This is a genomic window from Achromobacter veterisilvae (assembly GCF_037619525.1).
In the GTDB taxonomy this organism is placed as follows: Bacteria; Pseudomonadota; Gammaproteobacteria; order Burkholderiales; family Burkholderiaceae_B; genus Achromobacter; species Achromobacter veterisilvae.
On record NZ_CP148753.1, the window covers coordinates 2,253,049 to 2,270,599 of the forward strand.

16 protein-coding genes are annotated in these 17,551 nt (G+C 67.7%); 4 read left to right on the forward strand and 12 right to left on the reverse strand.

Annotation, left to right across the window (positions count from 1 at the left end):
• Positions 1 to 279, forward strand: coding sequence for a DUF4212 domain-containing protein (locus WHX56_RS10435; protein ID WP_129239759.1), 279 nt, complete (start codon positions 1 to 3; stop codon positions 277 to 279).
• Positions 279 to 2,369 (forward strand): sodium:solute symporter family protein, encoded by a 2,091-nt coding sequence (locus WHX56_RS10440; protein ID WP_129239758.1) that lies wholly within the window; start codon positions 279 to 281, stop codon positions 2,367 to 2,369. Before WHX56_RS10435 ends, WHX56_RS10440 begins: the two co-directional genes overlap by 1 nt.
• Before the next feature lie 37 nt (positions 2,370 to 2,406).
• On the opposite strand, the gene WHX56_RS10445 is transcribed toward WHX56_RS10440, so the two are convergent.
• From WHX56_RS10445 to trxB, 3 genes are read right to left on the reverse strand one after another with little or no spacing between them, the layout of a single operon-like run.
• A complete protein-coding gene (locus WHX56_RS10445) occupies positions 2,407 to 2,736 on the reverse strand; it encodes a DMT family transporter (RefSeq protein WP_338881149.1) in 330 nt (109 codons plus the stop codon).
• Positions 2,733 to 3,413, reverse strand: a complete 681-nt coding sequence (locus tag WHX56_RS10450) for a Smr/MutS family protein (RefSeq protein WP_129239756.1) — start codon at positions 3,411 to 3,413, stop codon at positions 2,733 to 2,735. Before WHX56_RS10450 ends, WHX56_RS10445 begins: the two co-directional genes overlap by 4 nt.
• Positions 3,400 to 4,359 carry a thioredoxin-disulfide reductase gene (gene trxB, locus WHX56_RS10455; RefSeq protein WP_129239755.1) on the reverse strand — a complete coding sequence of 320 codons (960 nt, stop codon included), beginning with the start codon at positions 4,357 to 4,359 and terminating at the stop codon, positions 3,400 to 3,402. Before trxB ends, WHX56_RS10450 begins: the two co-directional genes overlap by 14 nt.
• 42 nt (positions 4,360 to 4,401) lie before the next feature.
• Between trxB and WHX56_RS10460 the strand changes: the two genes are divergently transcribed.
• Both WHX56_RS10460 and lolA read left to right on the forward strand, forming a co-directional pair.
• A complete protein-coding gene (locus WHX56_RS10460; protein ID WP_129239754.1) occupies positions 4,402 to 6,780 on the forward strand; it encodes a DNA translocase FtsK in 2,379 nt (792 codons plus the stop codon).
• Positions 6,780 to 7,403, forward strand: coding sequence for an outer membrane lipoprotein chaperone LolA (gene lolA, locus WHX56_RS10465; protein ID WP_129239753.1), 624 nt, complete (start codon positions 6,780 to 6,782; stop codon positions 7,401 to 7,403). Before WHX56_RS10460 ends, lolA begins: the two co-directional genes overlap by 1 nt.
• A 179-nt stretch (positions 7,404 to 7,582) precedes the next feature.
• On the opposite strand, the gene WHX56_RS10470 is transcribed toward lolA, so the two are convergent.
• The 9 genes from WHX56_RS10470 to WHX56_RS10510 form a co-directional block, all read right to left on the reverse strand.
• Positions 7,583 to 8,005: a RidA family protein gene (locus WHX56_RS10470; protein ID WP_129239752.1), complete on the reverse strand. Its 423-nt coding sequence runs from the start codon at positions 8,003 to 8,005 to the stop codon at positions 7,583 to 7,585.
• A 43-nt stretch (positions 8,006 to 8,048) separates the two neighbouring features.
• Positions 8,049 to 9,503, reverse strand: coding sequence for a D-aminoacylase (locus WHX56_RS10475; protein WP_338881150.1), 1,455 nt, complete (start codon positions 9,501 to 9,503; stop codon positions 8,049 to 8,051).
• 14 nt (positions 9,504 to 9,517) lie between these two features.
• Complete coding sequence (locus WHX56_RS10480) at positions 9,518 to 10,390, reverse strand: MurR/RpiR family transcriptional regulator (RefSeq protein ID WP_287755458.1); 873 nt, start codon at positions 10,388 to 10,390, stop codon at positions 9,518 to 9,520.
• A gap of 13 nt (positions 10,391 to 10,403) precedes the next feature.
• Positions 10,404 to 11,405, reverse strand: coding sequence for an ABC transporter ATP-binding protein (locus WHX56_RS10485; RefSeq protein WP_338881151.1), 1,002 nt, complete (start codon positions 11,403 to 11,405; stop codon positions 10,404 to 10,406).
• Positions 11,402 to 12,409: an ABC transporter ATP-binding protein gene (locus WHX56_RS10490; RefSeq protein WP_338881152.1), complete on the reverse strand. Its 1,008-nt coding sequence runs from the start codon at positions 12,407 to 12,409 to the stop codon at positions 11,402 to 11,404. The genes WHX56_RS10485 and WHX56_RS10490 overlap by 4 nt, the downstream gene beginning before the upstream one ends.
• A gap of 2 nt (positions 12,410 to 12,411) precedes the next feature.
• Positions 12,412 to 13,281, reverse strand: a complete 870-nt coding sequence (locus tag WHX56_RS10495) for an ABC transporter permease (RefSeq protein ID WP_338881153.1) — start codon at positions 13,279 to 13,281, stop codon at positions 12,412 to 12,414.
• Positions 13,282 to 13,404: 123 nt separating this feature from the next.
• A complete protein-coding gene (locus WHX56_RS10500; RefSeq protein WP_129239746.1) occupies positions 13,405 to 14,346 on the reverse strand; it encodes an ABC transporter permease in 942 nt (313 codons plus the stop codon).
• Between the two features lie 208 nt (positions 14,347 to 14,554).
• Entirely contained in the window at positions 14,555 to 16,114 is a 1,560-nt protein-coding gene (locus tag WHX56_RS10505) for an ABC transporter substrate-binding protein (protein ID WP_338881154.1), read from the reverse strand.
• A 69-nt stretch (positions 16,115 to 16,183) separates the two neighbouring features.
• Positions 16,184 to 17,452, reverse strand: a complete 1,269-nt coding sequence (locus WHX56_RS10510) for an amino acid deaminase (protein WP_338881155.1) — start codon at positions 17,450 to 17,452, stop codon at positions 16,184 to 16,186.
• Between the last annotated feature and the right edge of the window lie 99 nt (positions 17,453 to 17,551).

A 17,551-nucleotide genomic window follows, 5' to 3' on the forward strand; every position in this document is an offset into this window, starting at 1 on the left:
ATGCCGGAATCGCGCCTTTCACATCCCAAACCCGCATCGACTCCCTATTGGCGCCGCAATCTGCGGCTGATCCTGTTGCTGGCCGCCGTCTGGGCGGCGCTGACGTTCGTCCCTTCGTATTTCGCCCGCAGCCTGGTCTTCGACTTCATCGGCTGGCCCTTTGCCTTCTGGATGGCCGCCTACGGCGCGCCGCTGGCCTATCTCATCATCATCGCCGTCTACGCCCGGATCATGAATCGCGCCGATGAGCGCGCCGACGAGGCCGGGGAGAACCGCTGATGCCGTTTTTCAGCGGAGACACACCCCAGCAATTCCGAGTCCGGCTGCGGCGGATCTACGTGCTGTACACGGCGGGCTTCGCGCTGATGATCCTGCTGATGGCGCTGGCCGAGATCCTGGGCATGCCGCGCAACTGGATCGGCTATGTGTTCCTGCTGGTCACGGTGAGCCTGTACGCGGGCATCGGCATCGTCTGCCGCACCTCGGACCAGGAGGAGTACTACGTGGCCGGCCGCCGCGTGCCCGCCGTCTACAACGGCATGGCCACGGCCGCCGACTGGATGTCGGTGGCTTCCTTCATCGGCGTGGCCGGCACGCTGTACCTGACGGGCTATGGCGGGCTCGCCTACATCATGGGCTGGACCGGCGGCTACGTGCTGGTGGCGATGCTGCTGGCGCCCTATCTGCGCCGCTTCGGCCAATACACCATTCCCGACTTCATGGGCGCGCGCTATGGCGGCAACATGCCACGCCTGGCGGGCGTGGCGTGCGCCATCCTCTGCTCCTTCACCTACCTGGTGGCGCAGATCTACGGGGTGGGCATCATCACCACGCGCATGACCGGCATTTCGTTCGAACTGGGCATCTTCGTCGCGCTCGGCGGGATGCTGGTCTGTTCGTTCCTGGGCGGCATGCGCGCCGTCACGTGGACGCAGGTGGGCCAGTACATCATCCTGGTCATCGCCTACCTGGTGCCGGTGATCTGGCTGTCGATCAAGCACACCAACGTGCCGGTGCCGCAGATCTCGGCGGGCGTCGTGCTCCAGCAGGTGACCGAGAAGGAGGTGTACCTGCAGAACGACCCCTCCGAAATCGAGGTGCGCCGGCTGTGGCAGCAGCACGCCGACGAAATGGCGCGCCGGGTGGCGGCCCTGCCCGAATCCTGGGCCCTGGAAAAGGACAAGCTGCGCAGCCGGCTGGCCCAGTTGAACGCCAGCGACGCGCCCATGGTCGAGATCCGGTCCGCCGAGCGCGAACTGGCCGGCTACCCCGTCAACGTGGAAGAAGCGCGCATCGCGTGGTCGCAGTCGAAGGCCTCCTTCGAGGCGCGGGCCGCGCCGCCCACGCCGCACGCGGAGCCCTTTCCCGCCAAGGATCCCGAAGAGCGGCGCAACATGCGCGTCAATTTCCTGGCGCTGGTGCTCTGCCTGATGCTGGGCACCGCGGGCATGCCGCACATCCTCATGCGTTCCTACACCACGCCGTCGGTCATCGAGGCGCGCCGCTCGGTGTGCTGGTCGCTGCTGTTCATCCTGCTGCTGTATTTCATGGCGCCCGCGCTGGCGCTGCTGGTGAAGTACGAGGTCTATACGCAGGTGGTGGGATCCAGCTTCCTCAGCCTGCCCAACTGGGTGCACGCCTGGAGCGCGGTCGACAGCAACCTGCTGGACGTCACCGACGTCAACCGCGACGGCATCGTGCAACTGAGCGAGATCAGCATGGGCGCGGACGTGGTGGTGCTGGCCATGCCGGAGATCGGCGGGCTGCCCTACGTGATCTCCGGCCTGGTGGCGGCGGGCGGGCTGGCCGCGGCGCTGTCCACCGCCGACGGCCTGCTGCTGACCCTGTCCAATTCCCTGTCGCACGACATGTGGTACCGGGTGGTGTCGCCGCGCATGTCGGCGGCGCGCCGCGTGATGGTGTCCAAGATACTGCTGCTGGTGGTCGCGTTCGGGGCGGCCTGGGTGGCGGCGCGCAAGCCCGCGGACATCCTCTTCATGGTGTCGGCGGCGTTTTCCTTCGCCGCCTCGTCGTTCTTCCCGGCGCTGGTCATGGGCGTGTTCTGGCGGCGCGCCAACAAATGGGGGGCGACCCTGGGCATGGCGGCCGGGCTGGCGGTGACGTTCGCCTACATGACGCACACGCATCCGTGGCTGCGCGAATGGGTGCTGGGCGTGTCCCGTACTCAGCCGGTGGACCTGTGGTGGGGCATCCAGCCGATCGCGGCGGGCGTGTTCGGCGCGCCGGTGGCTTTCCTGACCATCATCGTCGTGTCCCTGCTGACGCCCCCGCCCGACCGGGCGACGCTGGCGCTGGTGGACTATCTGCGCAGTCCGGGCGAGGCCCGGCCCCAGGGCGAAAACGCCTAGGGGCGCGCGGCCGCTACGGAAGCGGACAGGCCGCGGCTCAATGCGCGACCGATTTCGAGAACACGTTCATCACCACGACGCCGGCGATGATGAGGCCGACGCCGATCAGCGCCGGCGTATCCAGGTGCTGCTTGAAGAACACCGCGCCGACGATGGAGATCAGCACGATGCCGACGCCGGACCAGATGGCGTACGCGATGCCCACGGGGATCTCGCGCAGCGTCAACGACAGGAAATAGAACGAGATCAGGTAGCCGGACACCGTGACGATGGACGGCACCAGGCGGGTGAAGCCCTCGGACCCCTTGAGCGCGCTGGTCGCGAAGATTTCGGCGACGATCGCCACGCCCAGGTAGAGCCATTTCATTTGCGGGTTCCTTCCGATTGTCGCAGGAGCACCAGCAGGGCGCCCGCGCCGCCTTCGCGTTCGGGCGCCTCGGAAAACGCCAGCACGTCGTTCTTCTGCACGAGCCAGGTGCGCGCCTTGTCTTTCAGCACCGGTTCCAGCCCCTGCGAGCCGTAGCCCTTGCCGTGCACGACGCGCACGCAGCGGATGCCGTGTTCCAGGCACTCGTCCAGGAATGACAGCAGGGCATGGCGGGCCTGTTCCACGCGCAGGCCGTGCAGGTCCAGTTCCGCGCCGGCGCGCCACTGGCCGCGGCGCAGATTGCGCGCGGTGTCGGGCGCCGCGTCGCCGCGCACGAAGGCGGTGCCGCCTTCGGACAGCAGGTGCGTGATTTCGCCGCCGTCGGAGACCCCGGCGTCGGCGCGGCTGGGCGTTTCGCCCAGCGCGTTGGCGCGGCGCAGCGCCGGGGCGGGCTGCGCCGCCGGCTTGTGCTCCACGCGCGCGGCCTGCTTGATCGGCTGCACGGACTTCATGGTGCGCCGGAAGGCGGCCATGTCGTCGGCGGGGTCGGAATCGGGCGCGGGCGCCGTCTTCTTCAGCGCCGCCACCCGCTGGGCGAGGGCGGCGCGCTCTTGCTCGGCCTGAAGGTCTTTCTTCAGGCGTTTCAGGTCGGCCAGGCCGACCTTACTGCCCCGCATTCTCCAGCCACCGTTGTGCGTCCAGCGCCGCCATGCAGCCCGTGCCGGCGCTGGTGATGGCCTGGCGGTAGACGTGGTCCTGGACGTCGCCGGCCGCGAACACGCCCGGGACGGAGGTCATCGTGGCCAGGCCGGACAGGCCGCTCTTGGTGACGATGTAGCCGTCCTTCATTTCCAGTTGGCCCTGGAAGATCTCGGTGTTGGGCTGGTGGCCGATGGCGATGAACGCGCCGGTGACCGGCATGTCCTCGGTGGCGCCGGTGTCCACGTGGCGTACGCGCACGCCGGTAACACCGCTGTCGTCGCCCAGCACTTCGTCGAGCGTGTGGAACAGCTTCAGTTCCATGTTGCCGTTTTCGACCTTGCCCATCAGCTTGTCGACCAGGATGGGTTCGGCGCGGAATTTGTCGCGGCGGTGGATCAGGGTGACCTTGCGGCAGATGTTGGACAGGTACAGCGCTTCTTCCACGGCGGTATTGCCGCCGCCCACCACGACCACGTCCTGGTTGCGGTAGAAGAAGCCGTCGCAGGTGGCGCAGCCCGACACGCCGCGGCCCATGAAGGATTGTTCCGAGGGCAGGCCGAGGTACTTGGCCGAGGCCCCCGTGGCGATGATCAGGGCGTCGCAGGTATAGACCTTGCCGGTGTCTCCCGTGAGGGTGAACGGCCGCTTGGACAAATCAACCTTGGCGATGTGGTCGAAGAGCATTTCGGTGTTGAAGCGTTCGGCATGCTTCTGGAAGCGCTGCATCAGGTCCGGGCCCTGCACGCCATCCGCGTCCGCCGGCCAATTGTCGACGTCCGTGGTGGTCATGAGCTGGCCGCCTTGGGCCAGACCTGTAACAAGAACAGGGCTCAGATTGGCGCGTGCCGCATAGACGGCCGCCGTGTAACCGGCGGGGCCGGAACCGAGTATCAAAACTTTAGCGTGCGTAGGCGTGGACATGGGCGGGTATCTTTAGGTTAACGCCCAATTATAATGAGCCGCATGCCGCGTATCTCGACTGCTTCTCCGCGCGCTTCGCGCAATACCCGAAACGGGCCCTCGCCCCTGCAGACGCGCCTTTCCGCGTTGCTGCGCGAAGCCCGCTGGATCCTCTTCGCCGCCCTGGCGGCGTGGCTTACCCTGGTGCTCGCCACCTGGAGCCCGGCCGATCCAGGCTGGTCGCATTCCGTCCCCGCCGGCGTCATCCACAACCGCGGCGGGACCCTGGGCGCCTATCTGGCGGACATCCTCCTGTATCTCTTCGGTTTTTCGGCCTGGTGGTGGGTCGTCCTGCTGCTGCACCGGGTGCGCGCGGGATATCGCCGCCTGGCCAGCCATCTTCGAGTAACCAATAGTAAACAACCGGAAGTGTTGCCCCGCGTCCACTGGGAAGAGGGCATCGGTTTCTTCCTGCTGCTGGTCGGTTCCCTGGGCATGGAGGCCTTGCGCCTGGCCAGCCGCGGCACGCACCTGCCGGGGGCGTCGGAAACCGCCAGCGGCGCGGGCGGCGTCATCGGCCACACGCTGGCCGATCTCATCGGCCGCAGCATCGGCTTCACCGGCAGCACGCTGGCCTTCCTGGTCATGCTGGCCATCGGGCTGAGCCTGTTCTTCTCGTTCTCGTGGCTGTCCGTCGCCGAACGGGTGGGCGCGTGGCTGGAAGGCCTGGTGCGCCGCGTCCGCAATTCCTACGCCGCCCGCGAAGACCGCAAGGTCGGCGAGGTGGCCAAGGCCGTGCGCACAGAACAGGTCGTGGCCAAGCAGGAAAAGCTGGTCCACGACCAGCCGGTGCGGATCGAACCCGCCATCACCGTCGTTCCCAAGTCCGAACGCGTCGAAAAGGAAAAGCAGCAATCGCTGTTCTTCGCGCCGTCGGGCGGTGCCGAGGGCGACCTGCCGGCCATCAGCCTGCTGGATCCGCCGCTGGCCAACCAGGAAACGGTGTCGGCCGAAACCATCGAATTCACGTCGCGCCTGATCGAAAAGAAACTGGCCGACTTCGGCGTGTCCGTCACGGTGGTGGCGGCGCAGGCCGGCCCGGTCATCACGCGCTACGAAATCGAGCCGGCCACCGGCGTGAAGGGCAGCCAGATCGTCAATCTGGCCAAGGACCTTGCGCGCGCGCTGAGCCTGGTCAGCATCCGGGTGGTGGAAACCATTCCCGGCAAGAACCTGATGGGGCTGGAACTCCCGAACCCGCGCCGCCAGATGGTGCGCCTGTCCGAGATCCTGGGTTCGCAGACCTACCACGCCAGCCATTCCGTCGTGACGATGGCGCTGGGCAAGGACATCGCGGGCAACCCGGTGGTGGCCGACCTGGCCAAGATGCCCCACCTGCTGGTGGCGGGCACGACCGGCTCGGGCAAGTCCGTCGGGATCAACGCCATGATCCTGTCCCTGCTGTACAAGGCGGACGCGTCCCATACCCGCGTGATCCTGATCGATCCGAAGATGCTGGAAATGAGCGTCTACGAAGGCATCCCGCACCTGCTGGCGCCGGTCGTCACCGACATGCGCCAGGCGTCCAACGCGCTGAACTGGTGCGTGGGCGAAATGGAAAAGCGCTACCGCCTGATGAGCAAGATGGGCGTGCGCAACCTGGCCGGCTACAACGCCAAGATCCGCGACGCGATCAAGCGCGAGGAACCGATCCCGAACCCGTTCTCGCTGACCCCCGACCAGCCCGAGCCCCTGGCGCCGCTGCCCACCATCGTGGTGGTCATCGACGAACTGGCCGACCTGATGATGGTCGTGGGCAAGAAGATCGAAGAACTGATCGCCCGCCTGGCGCAGAAGGCGCGCGCCGCCGGCATCCACCTGATCCTGGCCACGCAGCGCCCCAGCGTGGACGTCATCACCGGCCTGATCAAGGCCAACATCCCGACGCGCATCGCGTTCCAGGTGTCGTCCAAGATCGACTCGCGCACCATTCTCGACCAGATGGGCGCGGAAACGCTGCTGGGCCAGGGCGACATGCTCTACATGCCGCCGGGCACCGGCCTGCCGGTGCGCGTGCACGGCGCCTTCGTGGGCGACGATGAAGTGCACCGCGTGGTGGAAAGCCTGAAGGCGCAGGGCGAGCCCAACTACATCGAAGGCCTGCTGGAAGGCGGGCTGGACGGCGACGGCGAAGGCGCCAGCAGCGTCACCGGAATCGGCGGCGACGCCGAGTCCGATCCGATGTACGACCAGGCCTGCGAAGTGGTGCTCAAGCACCGCCGCGCCTCCATTTCGCTGGTGCAGCGCCACCTGCGGATTGGTTACAACCGTGCGGCGCGGTTACTGGAGCAGATGGAGCAATCGGGTATGGTGTCGGCGATGCAGTCCAATGGCAACCGCGATATCCTGGTCCCCGCGGCGGCCGCCCGAGAGGAAGCCTGATGAAGACGTTTCGCCGACTGGCCGCCGTCGCGGCCTTGACCCTGGCGCCCGCCGTGGCGCTGGCCGCCAGCGCGCAGGAGCAATTGCGCGCGTTCGTCGCCACGGTCACGGCCGCCACCGGTTCGTTCTCGCAGTACACGGTGAACAACCAGGGCCGCACGCAGCCGGCCCAGACGGGCGTGTTTTCGTTCCAGCGTCCCGGCAAATTCAAGTGGGCGGTGCAGAAGCCCTATGAACAGCTCGTGGTTTCCGACGGCCGCAAGGTATTCCAGTTCGATCCGGACCTGGCGCAGGTGACGGAACGCAAGGTGGACGCCGCCATCGGCACCTCGCCCGCCGCGATCCTGTTCGGTTCGGGCTCGCTGGAGCAGTCGTTCGAGGTGTCGGCCCTGCCGGCCAAGGACGGGGTCGAATGGCTGCGCGCCAAGCCGCGCACCGCCGACGCGGGTTTCTCGCGGGTCGATATCGGCATGAAGGACAATCTGCCGGTGCGCGTGGAACTGCTGGATTCGTTCGGCCAGACGACCCGGGTGGACCTGTCCGGCATCGCCGCCAACCCGCAGCTTTCCGCGAAGGAATTCGAATTCGTCGCGCCCAAGGGCGTGGATGTGGTGAGGATGTAGGATTTCTCCCGGGGGTGTCTGTGTCTGACACCCGGGGAGATGCGCTGCAATCTGTGCGGGCGGTTCGTGGGGGTGTCAGACACCTGCGCCGCGTCTGTGTCAGTGCCTGCACCCATGCATCGTCTGTGTCTGACACCCGAGGAGAGGCTCTGCAATTTGCAAGGGCGTCTCATGGGGTGTCAGACACGTGAGTTCCCTTTATAAGCGATACAGTCCACTTCGACCTTGGCGTCCACCACCAGCGACGACTGCACGCAGGCGCGGGCTGGGGGATTCTCGCCGAAATATTCCCTGAACACCTTGTTGAACGACGCAAAATCGCGCGCGTCGTCCAGCCATACGCCGCAGCGCACGACGTGTTCGGGCCCGTAGCCCGCTTCCTTCAGGATGGCCAGCACCTGCTCGATGGCCTTGCGGCTCTGGGCGACGATGCCGCCTTCGATGACTTCCCCGTTTTCCATCGGCACCTGGCCGGACACGTGCAGCCAGCCGTCGGCCGCGACCGCGCGGGCGAACGGCATGTGCGAACCGCCCTGGCCCGTGCCGCCTGCGACGCCGTAGCGCGTAATGCCGTTCTTGTCGGGAGTGGGAATGGTGGTCATGGGAGATTCCTTGGAAGAGGGGATGAATTCGGAAGGGGGCCGGTCACAGGAAGTTCTTCCGCAGGTCGCCGTTGCGCGGCAGCCAGCGGCCGGCGCGGTCGCCGGTGGGCTGGCCGTGGCGGTACGACAGCGCGCCATTGACCCACACCGCCTCGATGCCCGCGGCGGTCTGCACCGGGGCGGCGAAGGTGGCGCGGTCGATCACGGTGGCCGGATCGAACAGCACCAGGTCCGCGTGGTAGCCCTCGCGCACCAGGCCGCGTTCGGCCAGGCCGAAGCGGGCGGCGGACAGCCCCGTCATCTTGTGCACGGCCTCGGCCAGCGGGAACAGGCCCACCTCGCGGCTGTAGTGGCCCAGCACGCGCGGGAAGGCGCCCCAGAGGCGGGGATGCGGCATGGGGTCGTTGGGCAGGCCGTCGGAGCCCACCATCGTCAGCCGGTGCGACAGCACGCGGCGCACGTCGTCCTCGTGCATGTTGTGGTACACCGCGCCCGCCGGCTGCAGGCGAGCGGCGGCTTCCATCAGGCTCACTCCCCAGTCGGCGGCGATGGCGGCCAGCTTGCGGCGGGCCTGCTCCGGATGCGGCACGGACCAGGTGATGTCGATGTCGAATTCGTCCGTGACCTGCTTCAGGTCCAGCGTGGAAGAACTGGCGGAGTACGGATAGCAGTCGCAGCCCACGTGCTGCAGGCGGCCCGCGGTCTCCAGCGTGGAAAGCACTTCCCGGGTGCGGCCCCAGTTGCCGGCGCCGGCGCATTTCAGGTGCGACACCACGACCGGCACGCGCGCATGCCGGGCGATGTCGAAGGCTTCCTGCATGGCTTCCAGGATGGTGGCGAATTCCGAGCGCAGGTGCGTGGTGTAGAGCGCGCCGAACTCGTCCAGTGCTTCGGCCAGCAGCTTGACTTCGTCCGTGTCTGCCTCGAAGGCGGAGGCATAGGCCAGCCCGGTGCTCAGGCCGATGGCGCCATGGGCCAGCGCGTCGCGCAATTGGGCGCGCATCGCCAGGACTTCGTCGCGCGTGGCGGGCCGGTCCAGGCGGTCCATGTGGTTGCTGCGCAGCGCGGTGTGGCCCACCAGCGCCGCCACGTTCACCGCCGGCCGCGCCGCCTCGATGGCGCGCGTATAGTCCGCGAACGTGGGGTAGCTGAAGTCTTCCCGCCCGCCCAGCAGGTTCATCGGGTCCGGCGGCTCGCCGCGCAGGGCGACGGGCGATGCGCTGATGCCGCAGTTGCCGACCACCACCGTGGTCACGCCCTGGGACAGCTTGGGCAGCATGCCCGGGGTGCGGATGACGTTGGTGTCGTCGTGGGTGTGCACATCGATGAAGCCGGGCGCCAGCGCCAGGCCGGCGCCGTCGATGGCCTGGCGCGCCGCCGCGCCGGGCAGCTCGCCGATGGCGGCGATGCGGCCGCCGTCCAGCGCGACGCTGGCGCGGTACTCGGCGCCGCCGGTGCCGTCCAGGACCAGCACGTTGCCTATGAGGGTGTCGTACATCTCGTGTTCCAGGTTCAATCGCCCAGCGGCAAGCGGTTCGGGCCGCCGCGGTGTTCGTCCAGCGCCAGCTTGATGCGGCGCAGGCGTTCGCGGTTTTCCTCTTGGTTCAGCATGGCCAGCTCCGTCGAGAGCAGGTCGATCGCAAGCATCATCGCGTAGCGCGATGCCGAGGGTTTGTAGATGAAGTCCGTTTCGTCCGTCCGGATCGGCAGCACCACGTCGGCCAGCTTGGCCAGTTCGGAGGTGGCGTCCGTGATGGCGACGAGGCGCGCGCGGTACTGCTTCACGATGCGCGCCGCGCCCACGATTTCGGGCGTCAGGCCGGAGGCCGACAGCACCAGCACGGCGTCGCGCTCGTCCAGGGTGGCGGCGACCATGCGCAGCAGCACGGCGTCGCTGTACACGGCGATGGGGTAGCCCAGCCGCACCAGGCGGGACTGGACTTCCTGCGCCAGCACGGCGGAGGCGCCGCCCATGCCGAACACATAGATCATGCGGGCGCTGTCCAGGGCGGCGGCGGCGGTCTCGAACAGCGGTTCGGTGAAGACGGGCAGGTGCGCGCGCAGCGTGCTTTCGATGTCGGCGTAGATGCGCGCGTAGAAAGTGCTTTCATCGGCGGACGCGCCCGGGTCCAGGAACCGGCTGCCCACCGTGCTGGCCTGCGCCAGCTTCATCTTCAGGTCCCGCGTGTCGTCGCAGCCGACGGTGCGGGCAAAGCGCGAGATGGTGGCGATGCTGACGCCGGCCTTGGCGGCGAGCTGGTCGACGGTGGCGCTGGCGCTCCAGATGATGTCGTCCAGGATGGCGTCGGCGACCTTGCGTTCGGTCACGCTCAACGCGTCCCGCCGACTGCGTATCTGGAAGACGATGTCGCGGATGATGTTCATGGGGATTCCTGGGTTACTGGGCCAGTTCGGGGTCGTCTAGGCGCGAACAGGCCGCGTAGTGGCCCGGGCCGACGCTGACGGCCTGCGCTACGGTCGTCCCGCAGGCCTCGATCGCATGCGGGCAGCGGGTGCGGAACACGCAGCCGGAGGGCGGATTGACCGGGCTGGGGATGTCGCCCTTGAGCAGGATACGCGAACGCGGGGCGCGCGGATCCGGCACGGGCGCGGCGGACAGCAGCGCGCGGGTATAGGGATGCCTGGGGCGGGCGTATACCTCGCGGGTGGGGCCGCTCTCCATGACGCGGCCCAGGTACATCACCACGACTTCGTCGCACAGGTAGTCCACCACGGCCAGGTCGTGGGCCACGAACAGCATGGTCAGGCCCAGGTCGCGCTGCAGGTCCTGCAGCAGGTTCAGCACCTGCGCCTGCACCGACACGTCCAGCGCGGACACCGGTTCGTCGGCCACGATGAAGTCCGGCTCCACCGCCAGCGCGCGGGCGATGCCGATGCGCTGACGCTGGCCGCCCGAGAACTCGTGCGGATAGCGGCGGGCGTGGTCGGCGTTCAGGCCCACGCGCTCCAGCAGCTCGCCGATGCGGGCCGAGCGCCGGTGCTGCGCCAGCTTGTGGGTGTCCAGCGCCTCGCCCAGAATCTCGGCCACGGTCATGCGCGGATTGAGGCTGGCATAGGGGTCCTGGAACACGATCTGCATGCGGCGGCGCCACGGCAGCATCTGTTTTTCGGACAGCGTGGTGATGTCCTGCCCGTCGAACAGGATGCGGCCGGCGGTCGGGGCGAACAGGCGCAGCAGCGCGCGCCCCGTGGTGGTCTTGCCCGAGCCGGATTCGCCGACCAGGCCGACGATGGTGTTGCGCGGCACATCGAAGCTGATGCCGTCCACCGCCCGCACCACGGGCGCGTTGCGCGACTGCGACGTGGGGAAATGGACTTTCAGGTCCTGGATCCGGACCAGCGGCGCTTCGGCGCGGATGGGGGCGGGTCTGTTCGTCATATCGGGTTCACCTTGATGCAGCGCGCGCGGTGTTCGGCCTGCACCGGCACGAGTTCGGGCACGGCGGCAAGGCAGTCGCTGGCGGCCAGCGGGCAGCGCGGCGCGAAAGTGCAGCCCGCCGGCAGTGACAGCACGCTGGGCACGTTGCCGGGAATGGCGCGCAGGCGCTCGCCCGAGGCCAGCAGGGCGGCGGTGGGGAGACAGGAGAGCAGGCCGCGGGTGTAGGGGTGCGTGGGCTTTTCGAACAGGTCATAGACGCCCGCGTCCTCCACCACGCGCCCCGCGTACATCACCGCCACCCGATGCGCGATCTCGGCCACCACGCCCAGGTTGTGCGTGATGAACAGGATGCTCATGTTCATTTCGGCCTGCAGCCGGCGCAGCAGGTCCAGGATCTGCGCCTGCACGGTCACGTCCAGCGCGGTGGTGGGCTCGTCGGCGATCAGCACGGCCGGGTTGCAGGCCAGCGCCAGCGCGATCATCACGCGCTGCCGCATGCCTCCCGACATCTGGTGCGGGTATTCGTTGACGCGGCGGTCGGCGGCCGGGATCTCCACGCGCTCCAGCATGTCGCGGGCGCGCCGGAGCGCCGCGGCATGGGATCCGCCTTCGTGCTGCAGCACGGCTTCGGCGATCTGGTCGCCCACCGTGTACAGCGGGTTCAGGCTGGTCATGGGCTCCTGGAAGATCATGGCGATCTCGGCGCCCCGGATGCGGCGCAGCGTGGCCGGCGAGGCCTGGGCCAGGTCGTGCTGCGCGCCCTGGCGGTCGCGGAACAGGATCCTGCCGTCTTCGATGCGGCCCGCCGGCTTGGGCAGCAGGCCCATGATGGACAGGCTGGTCACGGACTTGCCGGAGCCGGATTCGCCCACGATGGCCAGCGTTTCGCCGCGGGCCAGGTCGAAGGTGACGCCGTCCACGGACTTGGCGATGCCGTCGCGGCTGTGGAACCAGGTCTTGAGCCCTTCCACGGACAGCACGATGTCTCGGGTGCTTGCGGTCATGATCACAGTTCCTTGCGCAGGCGCGGGTCGAGTACGTCGCGCAGCCCGTCGCCCACCAGTTGCAGCGACAGCACGGACAGCACGATGGCGATGCCGGGGAAGATCATGATCCAGTCGGCCGAGCCCATGTACTGCTGGCCGGCGTTGATCATGGTGCCCCAGGTCGGGATGTCGGGCGACACGCCGACGCCGAGGAATGACAGGCCGGCTTCGGCCAGGATCGCGTAGGCGAAGATGAACGTGCCCTGCACCAGGATGGGCGACACCAGGTTGCGCAGCACGTGCACGGTGACGATGCGCCAGGTGGGCACGCCGAGCGCGCGGGCCGCTTCCACGAAGGGCAGTTCGCGGATCACCAGCGTCGAGGCGCGCACGATGCGGGCCAGGCGCGGCGTGTAGACGATGCCCAGCGCGATCACCACGTTGATCAGCGAGGGCCCCAGCGCCGCCACCAGCGAGATCGCCAGCAGAATGTCGGGGAAGGCCATCATGGCGTCGATCAGCCGCGACACGAACTTGTCCGCCGACCGGAAGAAGCCGGCGACGAGGCCCAGCGCGATGCCCAGCACGCTGGACAGGATCACCACGGAAAAGCCCACCATCAGCGACAGGCGGCCGCCGTAGATGACGCGGCTGAACACGTCGCGCCCAAAGTCGTCGGTGCCGAACCAGTGCGCGGCGCCCGGCGACTTCAACCGGTTCATGATGGACAGCTTGAACGGATCGTAGGGGCTGATCCACGGCGCCAGCAGCGCGGCGGCGACCAGCACGACGATCACGATCAGGCTGATCAGCACCGTCTTGCGCGACACCAGCAGGCGCAGCACCTGCCAGCGGTCGACGCCGGCACTTACAGTCGTTGCGCTTGTCATTTCAGTTGCTCCACTTCCGGTGCATCGAATCGGGGCCGCGTGGAGCCGGCTTTGCCGGGCCGCAGGCGGCGCCTCCTTGAGGGGGAAGCGCCGCAGGCGCTTCGGGGGTGGGCCTCATCATCATCAGTAGCGCACCCGAGGGTCGACCAGCAGATACAGGAGGTCGATGAACAGATTGATCAGGACATAGATGGCCGCGATGATCAGCAGCGCGCCCTGGATGACGGGATAGTCGCGGCGCAGCACCGCCGACACCACCAGGCTGCCCACGCCGGGCAGGCCGAACACCGTTTCCGTGACGACGGCGCCGCTGATCAGCAGGGCGGTTGTCAGGCCCAGCACGGTCAGGATGGGGATCAGCGCGTTGCGCACGGCATGCTTCAGGATCACCTTGCTTTCCGGCAGGCCCTTGGCGCGCGCGGTGCGGACGTAGTCGTCGCGCAGCACGTCCAGCATGCTGGCGCGGATGAAGCGGGTGATCAGCGCCGAATTCACCAGGCCCAGCACCACGGCGGGCAGGATCAGGTGCGACAGGCGGGTGGCCAGCGACGCGTCCGGGCCGCCGTAGCCGGCCACCGGCAGCCATCCCAGCTTCACCGAGAATAGCTGCATCAGCAGCAGCCCCAGCCAGAAGCTCGGCACGCTGGAGGTGAACATCGAGAACGACAGCACGGACTGGTCCAGCGTGGTGCCGCGCTTGACCGCGGAAAGAATGCCCACCGGCAGGGCGATGGCGCTGGCGATCAGGAGCGACATGAGCGTCAGCAGGAGGGTGGGCTCGGCCCGGTCGGCCAGCGCCGCCAGCACGGGCTTGTTCATGAAGATGGACTGGCCCAGGTCGCCCTGGGCGAGCTTGCCCAGCCATGACAGGTACTGCACGGCCAGCGGCCGGTCCAGCCCCAGTTGCGCGCGCAGCGCCGCGATGTCCTGCTGGCTGGCCTGGGGGCCCAGCATCACGGCGGCGGGGTCGCCGGGCGTGACGCGGATGATCACGAACACGATGGTCGCGACGATGAACATCACGGCCACCAGCCCGACCAGCCGGTTCAAGAGATAACGCAACACGATGAGTGTCCTAGAAAATATTCGGGGCGTAGGATGGGTGGAGCGCGGCAGTCCCTAGGTAAGAACCCAGGTGCTGAACGCGCGAAACCCATGCTGCCGCAAGAGCGTGTTTTCCGGCCGCGGCAGGGCACCGTCTGCCCACGGCCGCATGGGTTTCGCGCGCTGGATACCTGAGTTCTTCTTTAAGAACTCTCGCGCTCCACCCATCCTACTTGGCGGACTTCCACGCGTTCCAGAAGAACGGCCACGGCACGGCCTTGGTGCCTTGCAGCGACGGCGAGCGCGCGGCCTGCGCGTTGAAGTCGCCGACCTTGATGAAAGGCACTTCGTCGTACACGGCCTGCTGCACGTCGGCCCAGCGCTTCACGCGCTCTTCCTGGGAGCTGGCCTGGTTGAAGGCGTCCAGCACCTGGTTGCGGCGCGGCGTGTCCCACCAGCCCGGCGCGTCCTTGGACGGGAAATCGATCAGCGCGGGTTCGGGCAGGAAGGGGCTGTGGGTAATGAAGATGTCCCAGACGGCCGGATCCTGGCGGCGCTGGGTCAGGGTGGCCCAGTCCACCACCTGCATGTCGACGGTGAACCCGGCGGCCTTCAGGTATTCGGCGGCCACAAGCGCCATCTTGTAGTGGAATTCGTACTGCTGGCTGGTCAGGATGCGGATCTTGCGGTCCTGGACGTTGGCGCCGTCCACCAGTTTCTTCGCCGCGGCGGCGTCGGCCTTGTTGTAGACCTTGCCGCCCAGGGACGTGGCCCAGGGGTAGCCCTCGGGATACAGGTCGCCGCTGAGCTTGTAGAAGTTCTTGTCGCCGAACGCGGCGTAGAGCATGTCCTCTTCATTGAGCGCCAGTTGCACGGCCTGGCGGACCGCCTGGTTGGACATGATGCCCTGCTTGGTGTTGAGCACCAGCCGCGGCCAGCCGAAAGGCTTGAGCATCACCGGATCGGAGCGGCCGTTCTTGAGCTTGGGCAGGGATTCCACCGGCAGGGAGTCGACATAGTCGAACTGCCCGGCCACCGCGCTTTCGACGCGGGTGTTGGCGTTGCTCACCGGAACGAAACGGATTTCGTCCAGGTACTGCTTGCGCGCGCCGCCGTAGCCGTCCGGCTCGCCTTCGCGCTGCTTGTAGCCTTCGAAGCGGACCAGTTGGATGTACTGGTCGGGCACGCGCGCCTTCAATTGATAGGGCCCGGTGCCGACGAACTCGGCCAGCGTCGGGGCGATCTTGCCCTTGGGCATGATGACGGCGGCGCTATTGTTCATCGCCAGCAGGGCGGTCAGGGGCGCGTAGGGCTGCTTGAGCGTGATGCGGACCGTGTTGGCGTCCGGCGCTTCCATGCCGGCGATGATATTGGCGGCCATCTTGCCGCGCGTGGCGGTCTCGGTCCAGCGCTTCAGCGAGGCCAGCACGTCCGACGAATCCATCTTGGAGCCGTCGTGGAAGGTAATGCCCTGGCGCAGCGGGATCGTGTAGGTCAGCCCGTCGGGCGAGACCTCGGGCAGCTTGTCGGCCAGCAGCGGCGTCAGGTTCCACTTGGCGTCGAAGGTATACAGCGTTTCGAAGAAATGCTGCGTCAGGATGCCCACCAGGTCGGCCGTGCTGGTCATCGGATCCAGCGTCGGCGGCTCGCCGATGGTGGCGACCGAGATCGTGCCTCCCTTGACGGGCGCGGCACAGAGGGCGGGGGTCGACAATGCGGTCAAGCCAATTGCGCCGGCCAGCAGCAGGCTATTGAGCCCACCGCCTCGCCGGGAGGTGCGGAAGTTCATGATTCTCTCTCCAGAGGGTCAAAAACGGATGTCGCGTGGGTAAGTCGGGATCGCGCCGGGGGGCGGGGGTCAGAAGAAGGTTTCGGCCACGTCGATAACGCGGTACTGCTCGTCCACCAGCAGCACCTGGCGCCACTTGTCGAAGGTCAGGCAGGGGTGGGAGATGTCGAAGGCGATCATGTCGCCGACCTGGATGTCGTCGCCTTCGCCGATCTGCATGAAGGCGTGCTGGTCCATCATGGCCGTGAGCTTCCAGTGCGCGGGCGCCGCGCCGGGAGCCTGTCCGCCCGGGCGGTACAGCAGCGCGGGCGTGGGCAGGCCGGCGTCGAACGCGGCGTCGCGCTTGCCCAGCGCGACGATGGCGCGGCCCGGCTCGGGCAGCGATTGCACATAGGCCCAGACCTGAAGAGCGGGTTGCAGCCCGGGCTCCATTTTCCGGGCGACGGGATTGTGCGCATTGATGCGTTCGGCCGCCGACCGGTAGATGCCCACGTCGTGCGACAGGTAGCAGCCCGGGCGCAGCACGATTTCCAGCGGCGCGCCGATGTCGAGCTGCGAGAATTCCTCGGCGACCACGTCGAACCAGGCGGAGCCGGCGCCCGAGATCAGCGCCGGGCCGCTCTTGCGCAGGCGGCCGGCGGCGGCCAGGCTGCGCAGCGCGTCCGTGGCGCGGCGCAGGAAGGCGCGGATGGCGCCTTCTTCCTGCAGCACGCCTTCATAGACCTCGATGCCGGCCAGGGCCAGGCCCGGCCAGCGGCCGATTTCCTCGGCCACCGCCTGTAGCTGCGCGTCGTCGCGCACGCCCGTGCGCCCGCCGGCGGGGCCCAGTTCGATCAGCACCGGCAGGACCAGGCCCTGGTCGCCGAAGTAGGCGCCCAACTGGGCGGCGTTGGCGGGCGAGTCCACGATGCAGAAGAAGGTGAAGGCCGGGTCGCGCAAGAGCTGGGCAATGATCGCCATGTTGGCGCGGCCCACCAGTTGGTTCGCCATCAGGACCCGCCGGATGCCGTGCCGGTAGGCGGCCTGCACCTGCGGCGCGGTGGCCAGCGTGATGCCCCAGGCGCCGTTGTCGATCTGGCGCTTGAACAGGGCTGGGCTCATGGTGGTCTTGCCGTGGGGCGCCAGCTTGACCCGGTACGCTTCCATGAAACGCTGCATCCATTGCAGGTTGTGGCGCACCCGGGCTTCGTACAGCACCGCCACGGGCAGGCTCACGTCCTCGCGCAGCAGGTTCCACTGCAGCGCCGCCACGCCCGAGGTGGTACAGGATTCGGGAAAGGCGCCCAGGCCTTTGCCGTTCGGGTCCAGGGCGGCGGCGGGGGAGGAGGAAGTCGTCATGGCGGGCGCCTATTTTGGAAAATATTTACTTTGAAATATGGTTTTAGACATTATCCTGAAAGAAATTTACAGGCGGCAGCTAGGAGTTTCCCGTAGTCA